Source organism: Flavobacterium sediminis (assembly GCF_003148385.1).
GTDB classification, from domain to species: Bacteria; Bacteroidota; Bacteroidia; order Flavobacteriales; family Flavobacteriaceae; genus Flavobacterium; species Flavobacterium sediminis.
Genome location: NZ_CP029463.1, coordinates 3,402,800 through 3,421,608 on the forward strand (window position 1 = coordinate 3,402,800; position 18,809 = coordinate 3,421,608).

The 18,809-nt window shown below is 32.0% G+C and carries 18 protein-coding genes and 1 pseudogene; 17 read left to right on the forward strand and 2 right to left on the reverse strand.

Translation table 11 applies throughout. From position 1 onward, the window contains the following. Window positions 1-33 precede the first annotated feature (33 nt). From DI487_RS15815 to DI487_RS15900, 17 genes and pseudogenes are all read left to right on the forward strand, one after another. A complete protein-coding gene (locus DI487_RS15815) occupies window positions 34-468 on the forward strand; it encodes a hypothetical protein (RefSeq protein ID WP_245896457.1) in 435 nt (144 codons plus the stop codon). A 130-nt stretch (window positions 469-598) separates the two neighbouring features. Then, window positions 599-2,401 carry a helix-turn-helix domain-containing protein gene (locus tag DI487_RS15820; RefSeq protein WP_245896459.1) on the forward strand — a complete coding sequence of 601 codons (1,803 nt, stop codon included), beginning with the start codon at window positions 599-601 and terminating at the stop codon, window positions 2,399-2,401. Window positions 2,402-2,581: 180 nt separating this feature from the next. Continuing rightward, window positions 2,582-3,196 (forward strand): DUF3575 domain-containing protein, encoded by a 615-nt coding sequence (locus tag DI487_RS15825; protein WP_109570517.1) that lies wholly within the window; start codon window positions 2,582-2,584, stop codon window positions 3,194-3,196. 11 nt (window positions 3,197-3,207) lie between these two features. Then, on the forward strand, window positions 3,208-4,392 hold the full coding sequence (locus DI487_RS15830; protein ID WP_109570518.1) for a serine hydrolase domain-containing protein: 1,185 nt from the start codon (window positions 3,208-3,210) through the stop codon (window positions 4,390-4,392). Then, on the forward strand, window positions 4,392-5,423 hold the full coding sequence (locus DI487_RS15835; protein ID WP_109570519.1) for an alpha/beta hydrolase family protein: 1,032 nt from the start codon (window positions 4,392-4,394) through the stop codon (window positions 5,421-5,423). Before DI487_RS15830 ends, DI487_RS15835 begins: the two co-directional genes overlap by 1 nt. 96 nt (window positions 5,424-5,519) lie before the next feature. Then, window positions 5,520-6,956 (forward strand): amidohydrolase family protein, encoded by a 1,437-nt coding sequence (locus DI487_RS15840; RefSeq protein ID WP_170108226.1) that lies wholly within the window; start codon window positions 5,520-5,522, stop codon window positions 6,954-6,956. Window positions 6,957-7,063: 107 nt separating this feature from the next. Further along, entirely contained in the window at window positions 7,064-7,573 is a 510-nt protein-coding gene (locus DI487_RS15845; RefSeq protein ID WP_109570521.1) for a GNAT family N-acetyltransferase, read from the forward strand. A 499-nt stretch (window positions 7,574-8,072) separates the two neighbouring features. Next, window positions 8,073-8,987, forward strand: a pseudogene (locus DI487_RS15855) (RHS repeat-associated core domain-containing protein); the annotation flags it as partial. A 21-nt stretch (window positions 8,988-9,008) separates the two neighbouring features. Further along, entirely contained in the window at window positions 9,009-9,395 is a 387-nt protein-coding gene (locus DI487_RS15860; RefSeq protein WP_109570524.1) for a hypothetical protein, read from the forward strand. A gap of 541 nt (window positions 9,396-9,936) precedes the next feature. Then, the gene (locus DI487_RS15865; protein WP_109570525.1) at window positions 9,937-10,374 is read left to right on the forward strand and encodes a type IV pilin protein; all 438 of its coding nucleotides are present in this window, start codon (window positions 9,937-9,939) and stop codon (window positions 10,372-10,374) included. Further along, on the forward strand, window positions 10,371-10,859 hold the full coding sequence (locus tag DI487_RS15870) for a hypothetical protein (RefSeq protein WP_146193509.1): 489 nt from the start codon (window positions 10,371-10,373) through the stop codon (window positions 10,857-10,859). Before DI487_RS15865 ends, DI487_RS15870 begins: the two co-directional genes overlap by 4 nt. Window positions 10,860-10,861: 2 nt before the next feature. Then, the gene (locus tag DI487_RS15875; protein ID WP_109570527.1) at window positions 10,862-12,265 is read left to right on the forward strand and encodes a GspE/PulE family protein; all 1,404 of its coding nucleotides are present in this window, start codon (window positions 10,862-10,864) and stop codon (window positions 12,263-12,265) included. Between the two features lie 3 nt (window positions 12,266-12,268). After that, entirely contained in the window at window positions 12,269-14,194 is a 1,926-nt protein-coding gene (locus DI487_RS15880; protein ID WP_109570528.1) for a type II secretion system protein GspD, read from the forward strand. Between the two features lie 11 nt (window positions 14,195-14,205). Beyond that, entirely contained in the window at window positions 14,206-15,372 is a 1,167-nt protein-coding gene (locus DI487_RS15885) for a PilN domain-containing protein (RefSeq protein ID WP_146193511.1), read from the forward strand. Further along, window positions 15,372-15,893: a hypothetical protein gene (locus DI487_RS15890; protein ID WP_109570530.1), complete on the forward strand. Its 522-nt coding sequence runs from the start codon at window positions 15,372-15,374 to the stop codon at window positions 15,891-15,893. Before DI487_RS15885 ends, DI487_RS15890 begins: the two co-directional genes overlap by 1 nt. 11 nt (window positions 15,894-15,904) lie before the next feature. Beyond that, complete coding sequence (locus tag DI487_RS15895) at window positions 15,905-16,861, forward strand: hypothetical protein (protein ID WP_146193514.1); 957 nt, start codon at window positions 15,905-15,907, stop codon at window positions 16,859-16,861. Between the two features lies 1 nt (window position 16,862). After that, window positions 16,863-17,354: a hypothetical protein gene (locus DI487_RS15900; RefSeq protein ID WP_109570532.1), complete on the forward strand. Its 492-nt coding sequence runs from the start codon at window positions 16,863-16,865 to the stop codon at window positions 17,352-17,354. 89 nt (window positions 17,355-17,443) lie between these two features. On the opposite strand, the gene DI487_RS15905 is transcribed toward DI487_RS15900, so the two are convergent. Both DI487_RS15905 and DI487_RS15910 read right to left on the reverse strand, forming a co-directional pair. Next, the gene (locus DI487_RS15905) at window positions 17,444-18,220 is read right to left on the reverse strand and encodes a tetratricopeptide repeat protein (protein ID WP_146193517.1); all 777 of its coding nucleotides are present in this window, start codon (window positions 18,218-18,220) and stop codon (window positions 17,444-17,446) included. 20 nt (window positions 18,221-18,240) lie between these two features. After that, entirely contained in the window at window positions 18,241-18,807 is a 567-nt protein-coding gene (locus DI487_RS15910) for a tetratricopeptide repeat protein (RefSeq protein WP_109570534.1), read from the reverse strand. Window positions 18,808-18,809: the final 2 nt, after the last annotated feature.

The following is an 18,809-nucleotide window of genomic DNA, read 5'->3' on the forward strand; positions in this document are numbered from 1 at the left end:
ATATTCCAAAACTATAGAATCTCAATCCTACAAATGTCCAGAGTGTGGCGGACTGACTGCAAATATGGGATTAGATTTCAAATCTCCCCAAAAAAAGACCTAAAGGCATGGAATCATGTAGAAAGACTATATGAAACCGGAATTACTTTTCATTCCTGCGGTTGTTCAGGTCCAGGCTATATTCCAAAAGACAAAGAAAGTTTAATTCAATTCTTAGAACAGGAAAAAGAAGTCTATATAAAGCACAGACGATTTTGGTCAAATAGAATTGAACCGGAAAATGAAAGTGAAAGAAATAAAGATCAGAATAAAAACTGTGAATTTCTTTTTAGCATTCCAAGTGAATTTAAAACAGGTACAAAAAAGAACCGAAAAGTTAATTTAGAAAAAGCTGTACAATATTGGGGTGAAAAAATTGAACTAATTGAACGTTATATTAAAAAAATCACTAATAATTATATAAATTAAAATTTTAATAGACAGACAATCTATTTTAAAAATTTTTTCCAGATTATTTCTTCACAATTTTTATTTCATCATCATATATAAACAGAATACATTATTTTTGCTATTCAAACCATTTCTTACAAAATAATAATTGCCAGACACTGCTACACATAACGACACACAAACGGCTAAAACATCCATAGCGGTTCTTCCGTTTGTTAATATGAGTAATGATATTGAAAACGAATATTTCAGCGACGGAATTACCGAAGAAATAATTAATGCCCTAACAAAGATCAATGGACTGAAAGTTATTGCCCGAACCTCTTCCTTTGCGCTTAAAGGCAAGAATATTGATGTCAGAGAAATAGGGAAACAATTAGGCGTTGTAACAATTTTAGAAGGAAGTGTTAGAAAGTCCGTTAATAAAGTGCGTATTACAGCTCAGCTGATCGATACCGTTGACGGTACTCATTTTTGGTCTAAAAACTTTGACAGCCAATTAAACGATATTTTTGAATTACAGGACGAAGTCAGTTTATTGATTGCTAATGAGATCCGAAACAATTTCGGGTATTTTGAGATTCAAGAACACTTGGTTAAAAACAGTACTACCAATGTAGATGCCTACGAACTGTTCTTAAAAGGTCGTTCACTTCAATTGCAATGGACGCCCGAATCTCTGAAAAAAGCAATTACATATTACGATAACGCTATTTCAAAAGACATTAATTACGCTAAAGCTTATTATGCCAATTTACAATGCTATGGTTTGCTCGTTACTTGGGGCTATATGCCGCAAGAAGAAGGAATGGAGAAGGCAATTACAAATTTCCTGAAGGCTAAAGCATTAGACACTCAATTGCCCGAATATCCGTTATCGTTTGTAGGCAGAAGCTTTTGGGGCGAATGGGATTTTAAATCTGCTTATCATTACATTAATGAAGTTTTGGCGATTAACCCCAATCATATAGATGGCTTAGAGGCTATGGCCGAATTATTCCTGGCTCATGGTTTTTTTAAAGAAGCTTTAGTATATGCAGACAAATTACTTGAAGTAGATCCTTTATCGGCTAATAATCATTATACGTACGCAAACATACACTATTACAAAAGAGATTTTGAAACGGCTTTACACCACATTTCAAGAGCCATAAACTTACGTCCGGATTTTGACTTGGCCTATCACAAAAAAGCACTTTGTTTAATTTCATTAAACAGAAAAGAAGAACTTACAAATACTTTTAAGAACAACCCTTTATGGGAAAAGATCCATTTGCTTTTTGATTGTGTCAACAGCGGTCGTAATGAATTACCACAGGACGTTTTAGCAAGCTTTACAGACAAGCCTTTGGAAAGAAATCAAATAACGCTCTTTGAACTTTTCATTCTTGCCAATACTCGGTATACAGCCTTAGCATTTGACATCTTAAGATCGTATATCGACCAGAAACGCGGACAGATCTTAAATTATAAATTTGAACCTTTATTAAAACCGCTACAGACTAACAAGGAGTTTTTTACACTCAATGTCAGCAATTTATCGTATGATGATATTACACTTCCTGTTTCCGGTAAAGAAACGTCGAAAGTAATTCTCAACGAACAGGAACAATCCCAACTTAAAGAAGAATTACTTTCTTATTTTGATCATGACAAGCCTTTTTTAGATCCGCAACTAAGCTTAAATACTGTTGCTGAAGCCTTACATACTTCTCCTAATAAATTATCTTATCTGATCAATGAAGTTATGGGAATGAACTTTAACGAGTTTGTCAATAAGAAACGATTAACACACTTTAAATCTATTGCACTTTTACCTGAAAATGAAAACATTACATTATTAGGTTTAGCGTATGACAGTGGTTTTAACTCTAAAAGTGTTTTTAATAATTTCTTTAAAAAAAATGAGAAGACCACTCCCAGCTCTTGGCTAAAAGCCAACAAAAGGTAATCTTTTCTTCTAAAAACGTCTTTCTGACCTCTCTCCTATTTAAAATCGTATGATAGTTTAAATACGTCCCGAATTATAATTCAGGACGATTCCCATACTATTGCATCGCAAATTTGCAGCGAAAAAATTCAATCTCTTCTTTAAGAGATCATTCATACTATTTATAAAAAATAAAGAACAATGTCATCATCAACAAAAAATCAATTATTAAAATTCGCATTCTTTCTTTTGTTCGCTCTCGGACCAAATACTACACAAGCTCAGGAACATGAAGAACCAAAGAAACCATTTAAGCGACACGCTATTAACTTTTGCCCTGCCGGAATGGCTTTCGGCATCTTTTCGGCTAACTATGAGTACTTAATTACGCCCAAAAACGGCATTGTTGTCCGATTGGATTATGAAGCCATCCCAAAAACCTATACTGCCGCAACGATTGAATCTAACGGTAAGGCATTTATTTTAAATTACAGAAGGCATTTTTCAGGAGAAATGAACTCTTTTTATGCAGGGGCTTACACGAGATATCGTTTATACAAAGGAGAAGGTGAAATCAATGCTCAGAAATTTGACTTTAAAATACCGGAAGTGACCATAGGATTAAATATCGGAAAAAGATGGGTTTGGAAAAACGGATTCAACCTAAATCTTGCTTTCGGTTACGGTATTTCCTTTAAAGATAAAAAAACATCCTTAAACAATATGGCTATAAACACGGCTGTTGATTCATGGGAAGACAGTTATGATTTTATCAACCCGTTTTTAGGTGAGTTTTCGATCGGTTATTCTTTTTAAAATAAAAAAACATGAAAAATCTATTTTTAATAGTCACAGGGATTCTTTTTTTAGGTTGTGAAAAAGACGATACTCCAACTACAATCACTACTGCAAATGATCTTACAACAGCATTAGAAGCGCTTTCTGTTCATACTCCGATCCCGGGGTTTACTGTTGCAACAGTGAAAAACGGTAGTATAACCTACCAAAATAGCTTTGGAAACAGAAATGAAGAACTGGAATTGCCCTATACTAACCAAACGCTTCAACCCATCGGTTCGATCAGTAAAACTTTTATTGCTGTTGCTGTTGTAAAATGTATTGAATTAGGTCTTTTTGATTTAGAAACACCGATAAACGATATTCTTCCTCAACCGATAAATAATCCTCTGAACACTAATTCAGAGATCCGGATCAAACATTTAGTACAACACTCCTCGGGATTAGTAGATAACCCGAATACTATTTTATCTACATATTACCTACTGCCGAATCAGGATTTAAGCACTGAAGGAGCTCAGTTATTGTTAGACGCTCAATTTGAAGTCAGAAGTCCCAGAACATTACAAGCCTTAATTGAGGATTATTACTATCCCTCCGGAAATTTATACCAACTGAATAATTTTACCTCAAATCCTCCGGGAACCGCTTATTCTTATTCGAATATAGCCTCCTCTTTAACAGCCTATCTCATTGAACTTAGATCACAAATGCCGTATAGAGAATTTGTGCAAACATATATTTTAGAACCTTTAGCAATGGATCAAACCGGCTTTGAATATCATCTTGGGGATCCGGGTTATGCGTATTCAAATGTATACTTTGAAAAAAATATCCCGTTTCCGTTCTACAGTTGTGATTCATATCCTGATGGTTTTATGAAAACTAATAATGATGATTTATCAAAGTTTTTAGAAGATATGATAAAAGGAAATATGGGAATTTCAAACACCTTATTTGCCCCCAATTATTATCAAATGCTTTTTACTGAAACCGCCTTTAATCATAGTATTTTCTGGATACTTAACGGCAATACGATAGAACATTCCGGCGGAGACCCGGGAATAAGTTGTAATTTGGCTTTTGATAGCGTTAAGAACCAAGGCTATTTTATTTTAACTAATTACGATGTTTCAACAGCAGAGCATCAGGCTGTATTTCAAAATTTTATCCAGAATGTGGAAAGTAAACTAAATCAATTTTTAAATTTATAATGACGTCATTTTTAAAAAAGTATAAAACCGCTGACACATTAGCAAAAACGGTTTCAGGTACTTCATACACTAAAAGTTCAGTAAAAAAGAAACTGATCCTTTTTCTTGTATTTCTATCGGTTAGTCTAAACTTATATAGTCAAGAAATTGACACGATACAAGTAATCGAAATCGGAAAAATAAAACAATCTGTCAATATAAAAGGAAACAAAAACAACCCTATCTTGCTATACCTACATGGCGGCCCCGGAGCCGCTTCTTCCCGACACAGAGATCAGATCACTAACCTATTAGAGCAAGATTATCTTGTTGTTCATTGGGATCAGAGAGAATCCGGGAACACCCGAAAATTAAACACTTCTGACACATTGCCTACTCTTTCGATCATGAAACAAGATGCAGAAGAGGTTTTAATGTTTCTCTTGAAAGAATTTGATAAAAAAAACATACTAATAGTCGCTAATTCATGGGGAACGGTATTAGGTTTTCACTTGGCTGAAACTTACCCGGACAAGATTCAGGCATTAATAGCCATAAGTCCTTTAGTAGATCTTAACAAAAGTCAGAAACTGGTACAAAGAAAACTTCTGAACTATTATAAAAAGAAAGGCAACATAACAGCTATTAATGAACTTAAATCGATTAGTATTCCTTATGAAAGCATTGAAGATATGGCGATTCAATTCAAATGGATTACTGATTTTAAAGGAGAAAAAATGTCTGACGAAGACTTTCAAAGTTATTATAGTTATTTCAAAGATTGGGGACAAAAATGGATGCCTCTTTACAAAGAGCTTTATCAAATAAAGCTATTAAAACAATTGCCCGTCTTACATTGTCCGACCTATATTTTTATTGGTAACCAAGACCTAACAACAAGCTTTGAATTCACCGAAAAATTTTACAACAAACTTAAAGCTCCCCAAAAAGAATTGTATTGGTTTGAAGGCATCGGACATCAAATACCGATGTATGAACCTCAAAAAATGCAAAACGTAATAAAAGATATTCTTATGCAACAAAAACTATAAATGATAATTTAAACTTAACCCGAAAATAATTTATAAAACTATAGTTTTGCAAATGACTATGCTTTTTTAGTTTTTAAAGCAATTAAATACATGATTATGAAATACATAAAATATTTTTTTAGAACAATAGCAGGACTAATTTTAATCCTGCTTCTCACCTGCATCATCGCTTTTATAGTCGATTCATACCAAACCCGTTATTTAAATATTACTGACGAAAATCTTCTCACAGAAAACAGCTACCTGATCAAAGATGTTAACGTTATTCCTATGACAAAAGATACGGTAGTACTACACCAAAACGTACTGATACGAGATGGTAAAATTGAATCGATCTCAGGGGACATTCCTGAAATAGACGTTACCGTAATTGAAGGAAAAGGAAAGTTCTTATCTCCCGGACTGATAGACGCGCATGTCCATGTTTGGGATAAGCAGGAATTTGGCTTGTATCTGGCTAATGGAGTTACTGCTGTAAGAAATGCGTGGGGTATGCCTTTTCATTTACGTTTCAAGAAAGATACTAATCATGATAAATTATTGGCTCCCCTATTCATCACAACAACACCAAAATTAACCGGCGCGCAAAATGCCGAATTTGATCAATTAGGTGTAAAAAATGCCAAACATGCTGAAGAGCTCTTACACCATTTTCATGAGCAAGGCTATGATTTGGTTAAAACTTATGCAGGTGTTCCTGAAGACATTTTTGATGCTATTCTTCGGGAATCAGAAAAAAACGATATGCCGGTTGTAGCCCATCCTAGTTTTGAAGTCCCTTACGAATACCATTTTAAACAAGCCATACAAAGTATTGAACATACCGAAGATATTGTCCAGAATGCTTTGCAATACAAATTGGATAGTCTGGCATTACAAAAAGTCGTTCAGGATTATGTTGATGCAAAAATGGCACATACGCCTACATTGACAATTTATCAGAATATAATAGATATTATTGAAAACGAAGAATTAATCAAAACTACAAAAGGCGGTGAATATATGAATCCGACACTGATGAGTTTAGGTTCTGTTAATGACTATAACCGATGGACAAGCGAACAATACTATAACCCCGAAACCTTAGCAAATATTAAAAAGCAACACCGGTTTCATTTATACATCGTAAAACAGCTTCATGACTCCGGAGTAAAATTATTATGTGGAACAGATGCCGGAATCGTATTCAATCAACCGGGATTTGCAATACATGAGGAATTAGGATATTTTATTGAAGCCGGATTATCTCCTTACGAAGCCCTTAAGACAGCTACCGTAAATCCTTCAACAGAAATAAAACTATTCAATGAATCGGGAACTGTTGAAAAAGGTAAAATTGCCAATTTAATTCTGACCGATTCCAATCCTTTAGACAATATTTCAATATTGAAAAACCCGAAAGCCGTTTTTATAAAAGGAAGATATTTAGAAGCTGATAGGCTTAATGAGTTCAAAGAAAAAGCAAAAAACAGAAAAACGGGATTGGTAACCTTGTTGCGCTTTGCTGAAAGTTTAATCGAAAACTATCTGTAAAACGTTTGGTATTCCTCAAAATTATACCTTTTAAAAAAGATAATCAGAATGGTTTACTGTTCTCTTTGTAATTTCCGGTAATATTTAAACATGATAGAAAGGAGAAAATGAAAAAAACTAAACTCAACGACTTTCCTACAACTGTTGAAGGAACAAAAGTTATATTGGAAAAATTAAGACTGGAAAATTCAGATGATTATTTCGAACTATATAAAGACAGAATAGAACATCAGATTTTTGAGGAATCTATATTTTTATTCCATGAAAACCATGAAGAGTTCACTCAAAGAATCTTGTCTTTATGCCATATCGTATACGTTATTAAATTAAAAGTAGATCCGAATATCCTAATCGGTGATTGTGCTCTGCATCAATGTAACGAAGAACAGAGTGAAATCTTTATCGGAGGAACAATACATTCTAATTACAAAGGAAAAGGCTACATGAAAGAAACCTTTTCCTTAGTGATTAACCTTCTGAAACAAAATCATTTTCAAACATTAATGAGCGAAACTTCCGTTTACAACACAAGTGCTATTCATTTTATAAACAAAATGGGCTTTAAACTGAAAAAAGATTCTGATGCTAAACTCCTCTATGAAAAAAACTTAAGCTAAATTGCTATTTTATAGCATCTTCTAATTCATTTCTTCTGCAAAAAAGAGTCTGCTCCATACCTATTATAATGAAATAATCTTCTTTAGTCTGTTCCAAAAACGATCATTCCGTAATTTATTTACTATTCTATCATATTTTTACTATATTTTAATATAATCAACTTAAGTTTCCAAAGTACTCAATCATATGCATTATAACATTCATATATGGGAATAAGTCCATATCTTTCTCAGAAGAAAATGGAGTTTTGAATAAAAGTTTTAAAAATACTATTGATCTTACAACCTAAATACTCAAAAAAATTCAACATTATAAAATTTTGAAATAATTTATTTATAAATTTGAGCGACAAAACGTTCTTAAAAATCCTAAAAAAAGTCCGGTTTTTAGCTTCAAAAAAAGACGAAAATTGCCAAATTGTGCATTTTTTAAACTTAAACAAAGTTTTAAAACCCCAGTTTTTACTGCTTATAAAAGTATTTTGACTACTATCCTTTCGGAAGCCTTATACCGGATAGACACGCATCAAGCGCTGCCTATCGTTACGGATTCCAAGGACAAGAAAAAGATGATGAAGTTAAAGGGGAAGGGAATAGCTTAAATTACAAGTTTAGAATGCACGACCCTAGAGTGGGAAGGTTCTTTGCAGTTGACCCATTGACTAAAGAATACCCTCATTATACACCATATTCATTTAGCGGTAATAAAGTTATTGCTTATGTCGAGTTAGAAGGGTTAGAAGAACAAGGAATTGAAGCCAGATTAGATATGAATTTAGCATTTAAATTATCAAGTAATGATGCTACTACAGAAGAAATACTAGATGTTTATGATCAAATTCACAATAGAGGTAATAGAGAACTTAATTCAGCAATGTTTAAATTACCATTTTACAATAATGAAACAGCATTAAATTTGATAGATCATTATTCGTTTGGTAAAGGTGAAAAATATACTCTTAATAGGGACGAAATGTTGGAAGTGTTTCCTCGTTATGAGAAAAATGTTAAATTAGGCTTTTTTGACTTTGCATCACAAGGAGAAATTAAGAAAGGTGAAGAAAAAGACTTCACAAAGCCTTTTGAAACTTATTCAGGAACATCGGGAACTTTAGGAAATACTACTGTTGTTCTTGTTGGTAAAATTTCGATAAATGAAAAAACGAATAAAAAGCAATTTATAGGAAAAGTAATTTTTAACGATGTGTATGATTTTAATCCAGGAGATAGACCCTTTTTCGCAGAAATGCAGACACGTATAGCTAATGTTTTCCTTGCAGGAAACCCTTTTGTTATTGAAGGTAGTTTAGATGTAATACAACAAGAAGGAGGTGAATTATATTTAAATGATGGTAATAATTTCATAGATCCTTCAAGAACTTCAAAACCAAATAATGGTGAAGATCATCAATAATATTTTTTAATTTAACATATAATGAAATTTAAAGCTATTGTACTTATTTTTTTTATATTTTTATTGACAAGTTGTTCAAATAATGATAAAAAAGGAGATTTTGAAAACTATCTTAAAATAAGTATTCCTAATAAAGTTGATGTTATAAAGTATGATTCTAATAATACTCTTCAAGACTATTCTACTAGTTTTTTGTATAAATTGAATGATATAGAAAGAGAAAAGATTGCATATCATATTTATAATAATTTAGGCGATTCATTGCAAAAAGATTGTTGGAAGAAATATGGCGAATATTATTCGTATGAGATTTCTGACTCTACAATGATGAGTGGGTATTATTTGAAAGCTGTATTAATAAATAACAGTCTAAATACATTGATAATAAAAGAGGTTAAATGGAAATAGGGTAATGTTTCGCCCGCTACTGCGAAATCCTTTCGCGTACCACTAAATAAAACCAAGAGCGTTACAACTCGTGATAATCGCGACAAAAGTATTTCAAAGTTGGAGCAAGTATTGTAAATCAAGCGTATAACATTTTAAAAGGTTTTAATCTTTATTTTTATCAAAAAAGATTATGAGTTATAAATAAAGCAATAAACAGAGTACCAAAAAATGGTATTCTGTTTTTTATTAGTCAAAATAGATTTCGTTTACTATATTAACTATTGATATTAAATTACAATAATAAAAATAATGTAGTATAAACCAAGACATAAAACAAATTTTAAAATTTAAGCATTTCAAAAACAGCATTTAATATAAAAACTAAATGCTTTAAATTAATAATTTATTATATTGATAATTTGCAGGAATAAGTTTAGTAATTGACTATAAAAAACATAGAAAAATCAATAAAAATACATTTGTTAAAAATCTGTATTATTTTTTATATGTATTTCCTTAAAGTTTGTATTTTTGTTGCGGTACCAAAACAAAATTACTTATGAAGTTTAAATATTTACGCACTTTATATAAGCGATCCAAAAAAGCTTATGTAAAAGCTTACTCTTTGACAGAGATCTTAATTGTGTTATGTATTATCGGAATACTATTATTAATGGTATTGCCTAACCAAACTTCAGTAATCAGTCAGGCTAAAGCAATTGAAGCCCAAGCCATGTTAAATCAGGTATATGGTTTAGAGAAAAGTTATTTTTATCGTTTTTCAAAATATTCTAACAACTTAGAAGAAATAGGTTTTGAACAAGAACTTACTGTTGAAGACGGTGGTCAGGCAGTATACCGCATTGAGATCGTTGAAGCGACTAACAACTCCTTTTTAGCTCGTGCAACTTCTGTTTCAGATCTAGATGGAGACGGTGCCTATAATACTTGGGAAATAAACGATAAAAAAGCATTAAAAGAAGTCGTAAAAGAATGATGCCTTTTCTTTTTATCGCTTTTGTGATCAGTCTTTTATTTATTTTCTGGCAAGATGTAAAGTTTCGTCATATTCATATCGTATTGCCCGTTATTACTTTTATCAGTGCTTATTTTTTATCAGGTTGGCATTTCAAAATTTTAAAAATAACAGTTATCAATTTATTATTTTTGGTAGTAACTCTTGGTGTTTTGGTTCTGTATATGAGTGGTAAAAAAAAGCAATTACTTAACCCGTTTACTAATTATTTCGGATTGGGTGATTTATTATTCTACATAGCGATTACACCGTTGTTTCTATTACATCAATACATTCTTTTTTTTGTGTTATCAATGATTTTTGCTATCGTAGCACAAAAAATTTTTCGAAAATATATTCAACATAATTCAGTGCCGTTAGCCGGACTTTCAGCATTGTTACTTCTTATCTTTGTGATCAAAGATATAATGATCCCTTATCAGAAAATCACTTTAATTCGTTGGTAAAAATGGAAGAGATCATTGTTCATAGCGAAAATTTACACATCATTTCAGCGGATTTGGCTAACTATTACAAAATAGTTCCTCAAACTGTGACAGATAGTGAAGTGTCATTCTTTTGTTGGGAACAAAACGCAACTCATGAAATTCAGGAAGAATTAGAGTTATTAGTCGGTAAAAATATTCGGTTAGTGCCAACTACTGAAGAGCAGGTCAATAAAGCATTATCAATTTATTATCGAAAAGAACGAATCGAAAATTCCAATAAGACACTATCAGTTACCACCGGAGATTTCTTGGAAAATTTATTATCAGAGGCTAAGAGTCTAAAAAGTAGTGATATTCATTGCGAAGTATATGAAAGTTCTGCCCGAATTCGTTTTAGGATTGATGGTCAATTAATTGAACGTTACAAAATAGAACAAGATAATTATCTGGAATTGGTCAATAAGATCAAAATACGCTCAAAGTTGAATATTACCGAAAAGCGCTTGCCGCAAGACGGAAGGATCACAACAGGCAGTTTTGATGTCCGCGTTTCTATTTTACCGACATTATACGGTGAAAAGATTGTAATGCGTTTGTTAGGTCAGGACGCATCCAATATTGATCTTACCTCCTTAGGTTTTCAAAAAGAGGAATTAGAAAAATATCTGGAAGCTGTTAAAAAACCTAATGGTATTATTTTGATTAGCGGACCAACCGGTTCCGGTAAGACCACAACTTTATATGCTACTTTACGTTTGTTGAATAATAGCAAAAGTAATATTGTAACTGTTGAAGATCCTATTGAATATACTTTAAAAGGAATTAATCAGGTTCAGCTAAAAGAAGATATCGGATTGACCTTTGCCGCTGCGTTACGATCATTTTTACGTCAGGATCCGGATGTTATCATGCTGGGAGAAATTCGGGATTCAGAAACCGCATTAATGGCTATCAGAGCTTCCTTGACCGGGCATTTAGTATTGTCTACGATACATACGAATTCAGCGGTAGGAACAGTATCCCGTTTGATTGATATGGGCGTACCTCCTTATCTGATTGCCGAAACTCTAAATTTGTCTGTTGCACAACGACTGGTTCGTAAACTTTGTCAGCATTGTAAGGAAGAAACTCATTTTGATTGTAAAGATTTTCCGGAAAGTTTTAAAATCCCGTATGAAGTTGACAGCTTATATAAGCCAAAAGGATGTAATGAATGCTATCATACCGGATATAAAGGCCGTACAGCTATTTATGATGTAATTCCTATAAATTTGCCGATTGCTAATGCTATAAAAAATAATACGATTACCTCTTATTTCGAAGAAGATGAAAATTATAAATCGCTTCCGGATAAAGCTTTTGATGTACTAACTAAGGGGGAAACATCGTTAGATGAAATATACTCAATACTGCTAAACGTATAAGAAATGTTAAAAAAACTTACAACTATCATTGCCCTTTGTTTATTCTCCAATGCCATTTTTGCACAGGAAGATATTACTTTATTAGGACAGAAGTTTGATGAATTTGCGAAGATCAAGCCTAGTATAAACGAAGTGGTAAAAATTGATGTATCCGGGTTGTCACTTTACGATTTAATCATGGCAATTGCAGAAGAACATCAATTGAATGTAAGTGTCGATAGTGATCTGAACATCCCTGTAGTCAATACTTTTCATGATGTAACGGTTAAAGATGCCTTTTTGTTCTTAACTCAAAAATACGACCTTGAAGTCGGATTTATGAGTAATATTTTGACCTTCAAAAAGCGAAAAGAAGTAAAAGTCATTGTTAAAAAAGAGCCAAAACCGATTGATGTCAGCTATAATCCTCAAAATGATTTTTTATCGGTTAAACTTCAAAACGATTCATTACCTTCTGTTGCGCAAGCAATTATTGATCGTTCCGGAAAAAATATTGTTCTGGCACCGGATATCAAAACACTGAAAGTATCTTCCTATATTTTAAATCGTCCGTTCGATCAGGTTATAGAAATGATGGCAAAATCAAATGATTTAATTGCAACTAAAGACGATAACGGATTTTATTATTTAGAAAAAAATACCGAACCGAAAGAAAGCAATCCGACTGTTTCAGGCGGAAGAAATAACTCCAGATCAAGACAAAGATCAGAGTCTCCCGATGGAGAAGGCTTTTATGACATAACAGTTGATGACAAAGGCTTTTTAGATGTTAAAGCAAATCAGGCCGATGCAACGGGCTTATTAATTGAAGCTGCTGAAAAACTGAATATCAATTACTTTATCTATGATATGCCTAAAGACGAAAAAACGTCTTTAATGGTTTCAAAAATAACATTTGATGAATTATTAGAACACGTTTTTAAAGGAAAAAAATTTACCTTTAGAAAACAGGATGATTTTTATTTGATTGGAGAGCAATCCACACAAGGATTGCGTTCAACAGAAATGATCCAATTAGAGAATCGTTCCATTGAGTCTGTATTACAATCGCTTCCGAAAGTGTTTTCTGAAAAAGTTGAAATTAAAGAATTTGTGGAATTGAATGCTTTGATCGTATCTGGTTCAAGAACTGCAATTGAGGAAATGAAATTATACCTCAAACAAATTGATAAAGTAGTTCCCTTAGTTCAGATTGAAGTAATTATTGTTCAGTATAACAAATCATACGAAATACAAACCGGTTTAAAGGCCGGCCTGGATAAGATCAATCAAACTACAACAAGCGGGGTCCTATTTCCTTCAACAGATATGACATTAAACAGCTCATCTGTTAATAATCTGATAGATGCCTTTAACGGAATAGGTTTTATTAAATTAGGAAAAGTAACCGATGCGTTCTATCTTAACCTTCAGTTGTTAGAGAATAATTCCATTATTAAGATAGAATCTACTCCCAAAATAGCAACTTTAAGCGGACATGAAGCGAATTTGTCTATCGGTGAAACTAGCTATTATTTTGAGCAAACGAACCGACTATTGACCAGTAATGTAGGAACAGGTGGTGATGTACTACAATCGGGTACATGGAAATCTACCGATGCTAATTTAAGTGTTAAAATAAAACCGTTTGTTTCTACTGACGAAAATGTCACACTAAATATTAATGTTGAAAAGAGCTCCTTCCTAGCAAGAGCCGGAGAAAATGCACCGCCGGGGAAAACATCTCAAAAATTTGAATCCTTAGTCAGAGTAAAGAATAATGAGATGGTATTGTTAGGAGGTTTAGATGAATTAAAAAAAGAAGATACCGGTACCGGAGTACCGCTTATTTCAAGAATTCCTGTTTTGAAATGGTTCTTTAGCAGTAAAGTGAAATCAAAAGGAAAATCGAAATTACACATCTTCATAAAACCTACTATCGTATATTAATGTTACCTTTTTTGTCTAAAATAATAGCGATTGATCGTATTCAAATTGTGGGAATCTGTCAGGATACCGACAAAGAGAAGTATACTGTTTTATCATTAAAAAAAGACAAAAACGAATTAAAAATAGTCAATTCGGCAACAACGGAAACAAAAAACGAATTGCTATCGATCGTAGATACTAAGCTCCCTGTGATCCTTGTTGTTGACGGAAAAGGGGTCCTGAATAAAAAGATCGATTTTTCGAATGAAACAGATTTGGCCTGGCAGAAAAATATTGATTATAATTCTATTTATCATACCAGTTATAAAACAGATCAGGCACTATTCATATCTTTTTGCAGAAAAAATATTGTAGAAGAATGGATTTCCTATTTACAAACGGCTAAGATTGCCTTGATCGATTTTTATATCGGGAATTTCCCAACGGTTTTACTTGCTGAACAGATCAATCAGACTGTAATATTAGCTAATGAAACTGAACTGGAATTTGAGAATAATCTATTGATCGGTTTTAAAAAGCAATTGGAATCCCAAAACAAGAATTATCATTTAGGAGATAACACGTTAAGCAATTACCTTTTGCCTTTATATGCAGTCGGAATTCAATTTTTTATCAATACTGAAAGCATTTCAAAATCGGAATTTGAAACCAATGCCGGAGAAGAGCAGATCTATAAAAAAATATTTTCAGCTATAGGAATAACCATGTTGGTTGGTTTTCTGGTTGCTTTGACAGCAAGTTATTTCGGGATCCAATATTATTCTTCAAAAAATGCCGAATTGAATATACAGAATGTTTATTCTAACAAAGTTTATCAACAGATTCTGGAGCTCGAAAAACAAAAAAAGGATAAAGAAGGAATCATACGAGATGTAGGATTGTTATCGGATAAATTTTTAAGCTTTTATTCTTATGAATTAGCAGCCTCAGTCCCTTCATCAATAGCGTTAACCGATATTGATGTGTATCCGGTTGTAAAAGAAGTAAAAAATAAAGAAAAGGTTGAGATCGAGGCAAAAACGATAATAGTCAAAGGAGTAACAGTTGATGAAGACGATTTTAATGATTGGTTGAGAACCATTAAAAAATTAGAATGGTTACAAAAATTTGAGATTGAAGCTTTAAAAAAAGACAAAAGAAATAATACACAATTTACAATTGCTATTTGGGTTAAATAATGTTTGAACAGTATACTTATAAACAGAAAACACTTGCTTTACTTATCATTTTTATAATGTTAGGAGTAACTGCTTATAAGCGTTCTTTCAAGAATTTAATAACAACGTATAAAGAGAATAAAGAATTGACAACACTTTCGGAAGAAATCAAGAAAAAATCCGTTAGTTTAGAAAAGCTATCAAAAGAAATTGCCCAATATGATAATTATTTGGGAACTCAAAATATTGCCAGTGATGTAGTACAGCAAGAGATCGTTAATTTTGCCACCCATCACGACGGAATTTCAATCAATAGTATGCAAAGTATCCATACCTTTGAAGGAGATGATTACAGAGCGTATACCCATCAGTTAGACGTAACTGGTGATCTTAATAAATTATTGCAATTAGTATATGATTTTGAAACGAAATTTAACTTATCAAGAGTAGTCAGTACTCATTTTTACAAAGTAAAAAAGAGTAACACTACAGAACAGTTGCATGTTAGAGTTTTGTTTCAGAATTATGAAATGAAAAAATAAAAAAATAAAATATGAAGACTTCTTACTTGTTTTTAATGTTAGGCCTATTATCATTCATATCATGTGATGATATATTAGAGGAAGATATCTCAAATGATATAGTGCAAACGACTTACCCGTCAGAAGGAGATGTTATTGAGAGTAACGTGGTGACTTTTCAATGGAATGAATTAGACGGAGCCGATGATTACAGAGTACAGATCTACGATCTGTATCAAATAAAAGTATATGATACACTTGTAAGTGCTGTTAATGTTTCTTTACCAATGGCTGAAGGCGGATACCAATGGCGTGTAAGAGGTGAAAATTCAGCGTATGAGTCTACCTATTCTTTTCCTGTATATTTTGAAGTAAATGAATCTTTTGACTTAACTGACCAACAAGTGATCTTATCAAGTCCGGTTACTAATTTTGTAACCAATTCCACTACGTTTACATTGGCTTGGGATGAGTTACCCGTTGCTGATTATTACAAATTAGAGATTGTAAATAATTCAACAGGAGGCACAATTGTATACCAACAGGATAATATAACGACAACCAGTGTAACCCTGAACAATACGATTATTTCTCAAGACGGGAGCTATACTTGGAAAGTAAAAGCAATCAATAGCATTTCCGAAACGTCGACCTATACTTCACGAACTTTCTCAATTGATACGGTGAACCCGAACCAACCACAAAACAGTTTACCGGCCAACAGTTCAACACAGACAGTTAATCAGACCATTAGTTTTAGTTGGACCATACCTGCTGATTCCGGAACAATCCAGTCAGCCATATCATACGTTATTGAAATTGCTTCAGACAGTGCCTTTACCAATATTTTGCAATCATCTAATGTAAGCGGTACAACTTTTTCACAAAGTTTTACATCAACAGGGGATTATTATTGGAGAGTTACAGCAAAAGACGCAGCCGGAAATACAGGAACACCAAGTAGTTATTTCACATTTACAGTAAACTAAAATGACGAAGAAACATATTAATATAGTACTGATAGCAGTTGTAGTAGCATTATGGGGCACCGTACTGTATAAATATGTCAATCGTTTTTTTGCAAATAATGATATAGCTTATACTCCTGAGGAGTTTTCCGCTCCGGTAATCACTCAAATTAAAAAAGATACGTTCAATTTACAACCGCTTATCAGAGACCCTTTTTTAGGTAAGATACTAACCAAAAAAGAAGATCATCCTAGTCCCAGGATCATTGTACAACCTTCTATTCCTAAAAGAAGCGTTGAGCCTAAGGTTACAAAACCCTTCCCAGTCGTTAAATATTTTGGCTACATTAAATCACAAGATAAAAGTGAGGAATTGATATTACTAAAAATAAATAATCGCTTAGAACGCGTTAGATTGAATAGTGATATTGAGGGCTTATTGGTTAAAGAGATTTATAAAGACTCCGTTATTGTTTCTTTTGGTAAAGAAATCAGAAGTTTTAAAAGGGGATAACTAAAAAGCTTAGTATGAAATACTAAGCTTTTTAGTTATAGGGGTTTCTATTATAATTTATTTTTATTAATAGGCAGCGTTTTAATCTTTCAATTTATTATTAAACCATATTTTTCTTTTAATAAAATAAAAACTTTTGTTGGAACTATTATAGTCGAATTAATAATGCCTTCATTTCTATTGAACTCTAAATTAATCTTTACTTTTTCAGCATTATAATTCTCTAAAAAAATAAAATTTAAATTATCATTAAGTGATTTTATATTAGCTATTTTCCAACAATCAACAAACCTATCATAATCCTCTTTCAATAAATAACAACCTAATTTTAAAAGGTTAACACTTGTTATATTCTCTTTATTAATATCCTTTGCTTTTAGTGCTAAGTCCAAATAATTTAATGCCCTCTCATATTGTTCATCTTTTAATAAAATAATAGCTTTTATATAATAAGGGTTAAAATTATCCGGATTAAGTTCTAATTTTTTATTTAAAAAAAAATTACCATTAGCTATATCATTACAAAAAAATAATGATGTATATAATCCGTCTAAAACTATACTTTCATTTTTTTTATCACATGCTATAAGTTTATGGCTATTCTCAATTACTTTTTCATACATTTTATTTTCAAATTCATATTGTAAAATTTTTATAAAATACTCTAAATCACATTCAGTCAATTCAATTATTCTATTATAATCATCATATGCCTTAGATCTGTTTTCCAATGACTCATATAGCATGGCTCTACTTGCTAAGTGTTCTGGTTTGTATTCTAATTCTATTATTTTATCTTCAATCTTTAAAGCTGCTTCTATATCATTTTCATTATAATAATAACTCACTAAATATGTTAGTAACAAGATATTATCTTTATTGTTTTCTAGCCCTTAATTAATTCAGCTTTAGCTTCCTTATTGCCTTTGAAAGAATATAAAATTTTTGCTAAATCAATTATCGCATTTATATCTTTTGGTTCTATTCTTATTGCTTCTCTGTAATAATAGACCGATTTATCATATTCTTTTATGTTGTAATATCTTTGCCCTAATCGTATTAACATTTCAGGTGCTTTAAATTTTTTATCATCAACATATTTTCTTAATATTTCAGTTGCCATCTCAGGTTCTTGAATACAATCCGAAAGATCACAAAAATAAGATACTATTTCATCATCTAATTTATTATTAGATTGCATAAGCTTTTTTAGCGTTTCAAATGCATCTAAGCATTTAGAACTATAATATTGTATTTTAATTTTTTGCAATAAATAATTCCGGTTTAAGCTATCTATCTCTAATGCTTTATCAATTTCAATTAACGCTTCTTTAAATTTTTTTCTCTCGGCAAATGATTTAGAGTTATCAAAATGTACTTTTGAATCATGCTGAGCAAAAAAGTTATTACTAGTTAAACAAAATGTTAATAATATTAATATAACCTTTTTCATAA

Excerpts from the sequence above, each read along its gene's own strand:
- DI487_RS15815 (WP_245896457.1), top strand. The coding sequence starts at position 34 with ATGTCCAGAGTGTGGCGGACTGACTGCAAATATGGGATTAGATTTCAA.
- DI487_RS15825 (WP_109570517.1), top strand. The coding sequence starts at position 2,582 with ATGTCATCATCAACAAAAAATCAATTATTAAAATTCGCATTCTTTCTT.
- DI487_RS15830 (WP_109570518.1), top strand. The coding sequence starts at position 3,208 with ATGAAAAATCTATTTTTAATAGTCACAGGGATTCTTTTTTTAGGTTGT.
- DI487_RS15835 (WP_109570519.1), top strand. The coding sequence starts at position 4,392 with ATGACGTCATTTTTAAAAAAGTATAAAACCGCTGACACATTAGCAAAA.
- DI487_RS15840 (WP_170108226.1), top strand. The coding sequence starts at position 5,520 with ATGAAATACATAAAATATTTTTTTAGAACAATAGCAGGACTAATTTTA.
- DI487_RS15845 (WP_109570521.1), top strand. The coding sequence starts at position 7,064 with ATGAAAAAAACTAAACTCAACGACTTTCCTACAACTGTTGAAGGAACA.
- DI487_RS15860 (WP_109570524.1), top strand. The coding sequence starts at position 9,009 with ATGAAATTTAAAGCTATTGTACTTATTTTTTTTATATTTTTATTGACA.
- DI487_RS15865 (WP_109570525.1), top strand. The coding sequence starts at position 9,937 with ATGAAGTTTAAATATTTACGCACTTTATATAAGCGATCCAAAAAAGCT.
- DI487_RS15870 (WP_146193509.1), top strand. The coding sequence starts at position 10,371 with ATGATGCCTTTTCTTTTTATCGCTTTTGTGATCAGTCTTTTATTTATT.
- DI487_RS15875 (WP_109570527.1), top strand. The coding sequence starts at position 10,862 with ATGGAAGAGATCATTGTTCATAGCGAAAATTTACACATCATTTCAGCG.
- DI487_RS15880 (WP_109570528.1), top strand. The coding sequence starts at position 12,269 with ATGTTAAAAAAACTTACAACTATCATTGCCCTTTGTTTATTCTCCAAT.
- DI487_RS15890 (WP_109570530.1), top strand. The coding sequence starts at position 15,372 with ATGTTTGAACAGTATACTTATAAACAGAAAACACTTGCTTTACTTATC.
- DI487_RS15895 (WP_146193514.1), top strand. The coding sequence starts at position 15,905 with ATGAAGACTTCTTACTTGTTTTTAATGTTAGGCCTATTATCATTCATA.
- DI487_RS15900 (WP_109570532.1), top strand. The coding sequence starts at position 16,863 with ATGACGAAGAAACATATTAATATAGTACTGATAGCAGTTGTAGTAGCA.
- DI487_RS15910 (WP_109570534.1), bottom strand. The coding sequence starts at position 18,807 with ATGAAAAAGGTTATATTAATATTATTAACATTTTGTTTAACTAGTAAT.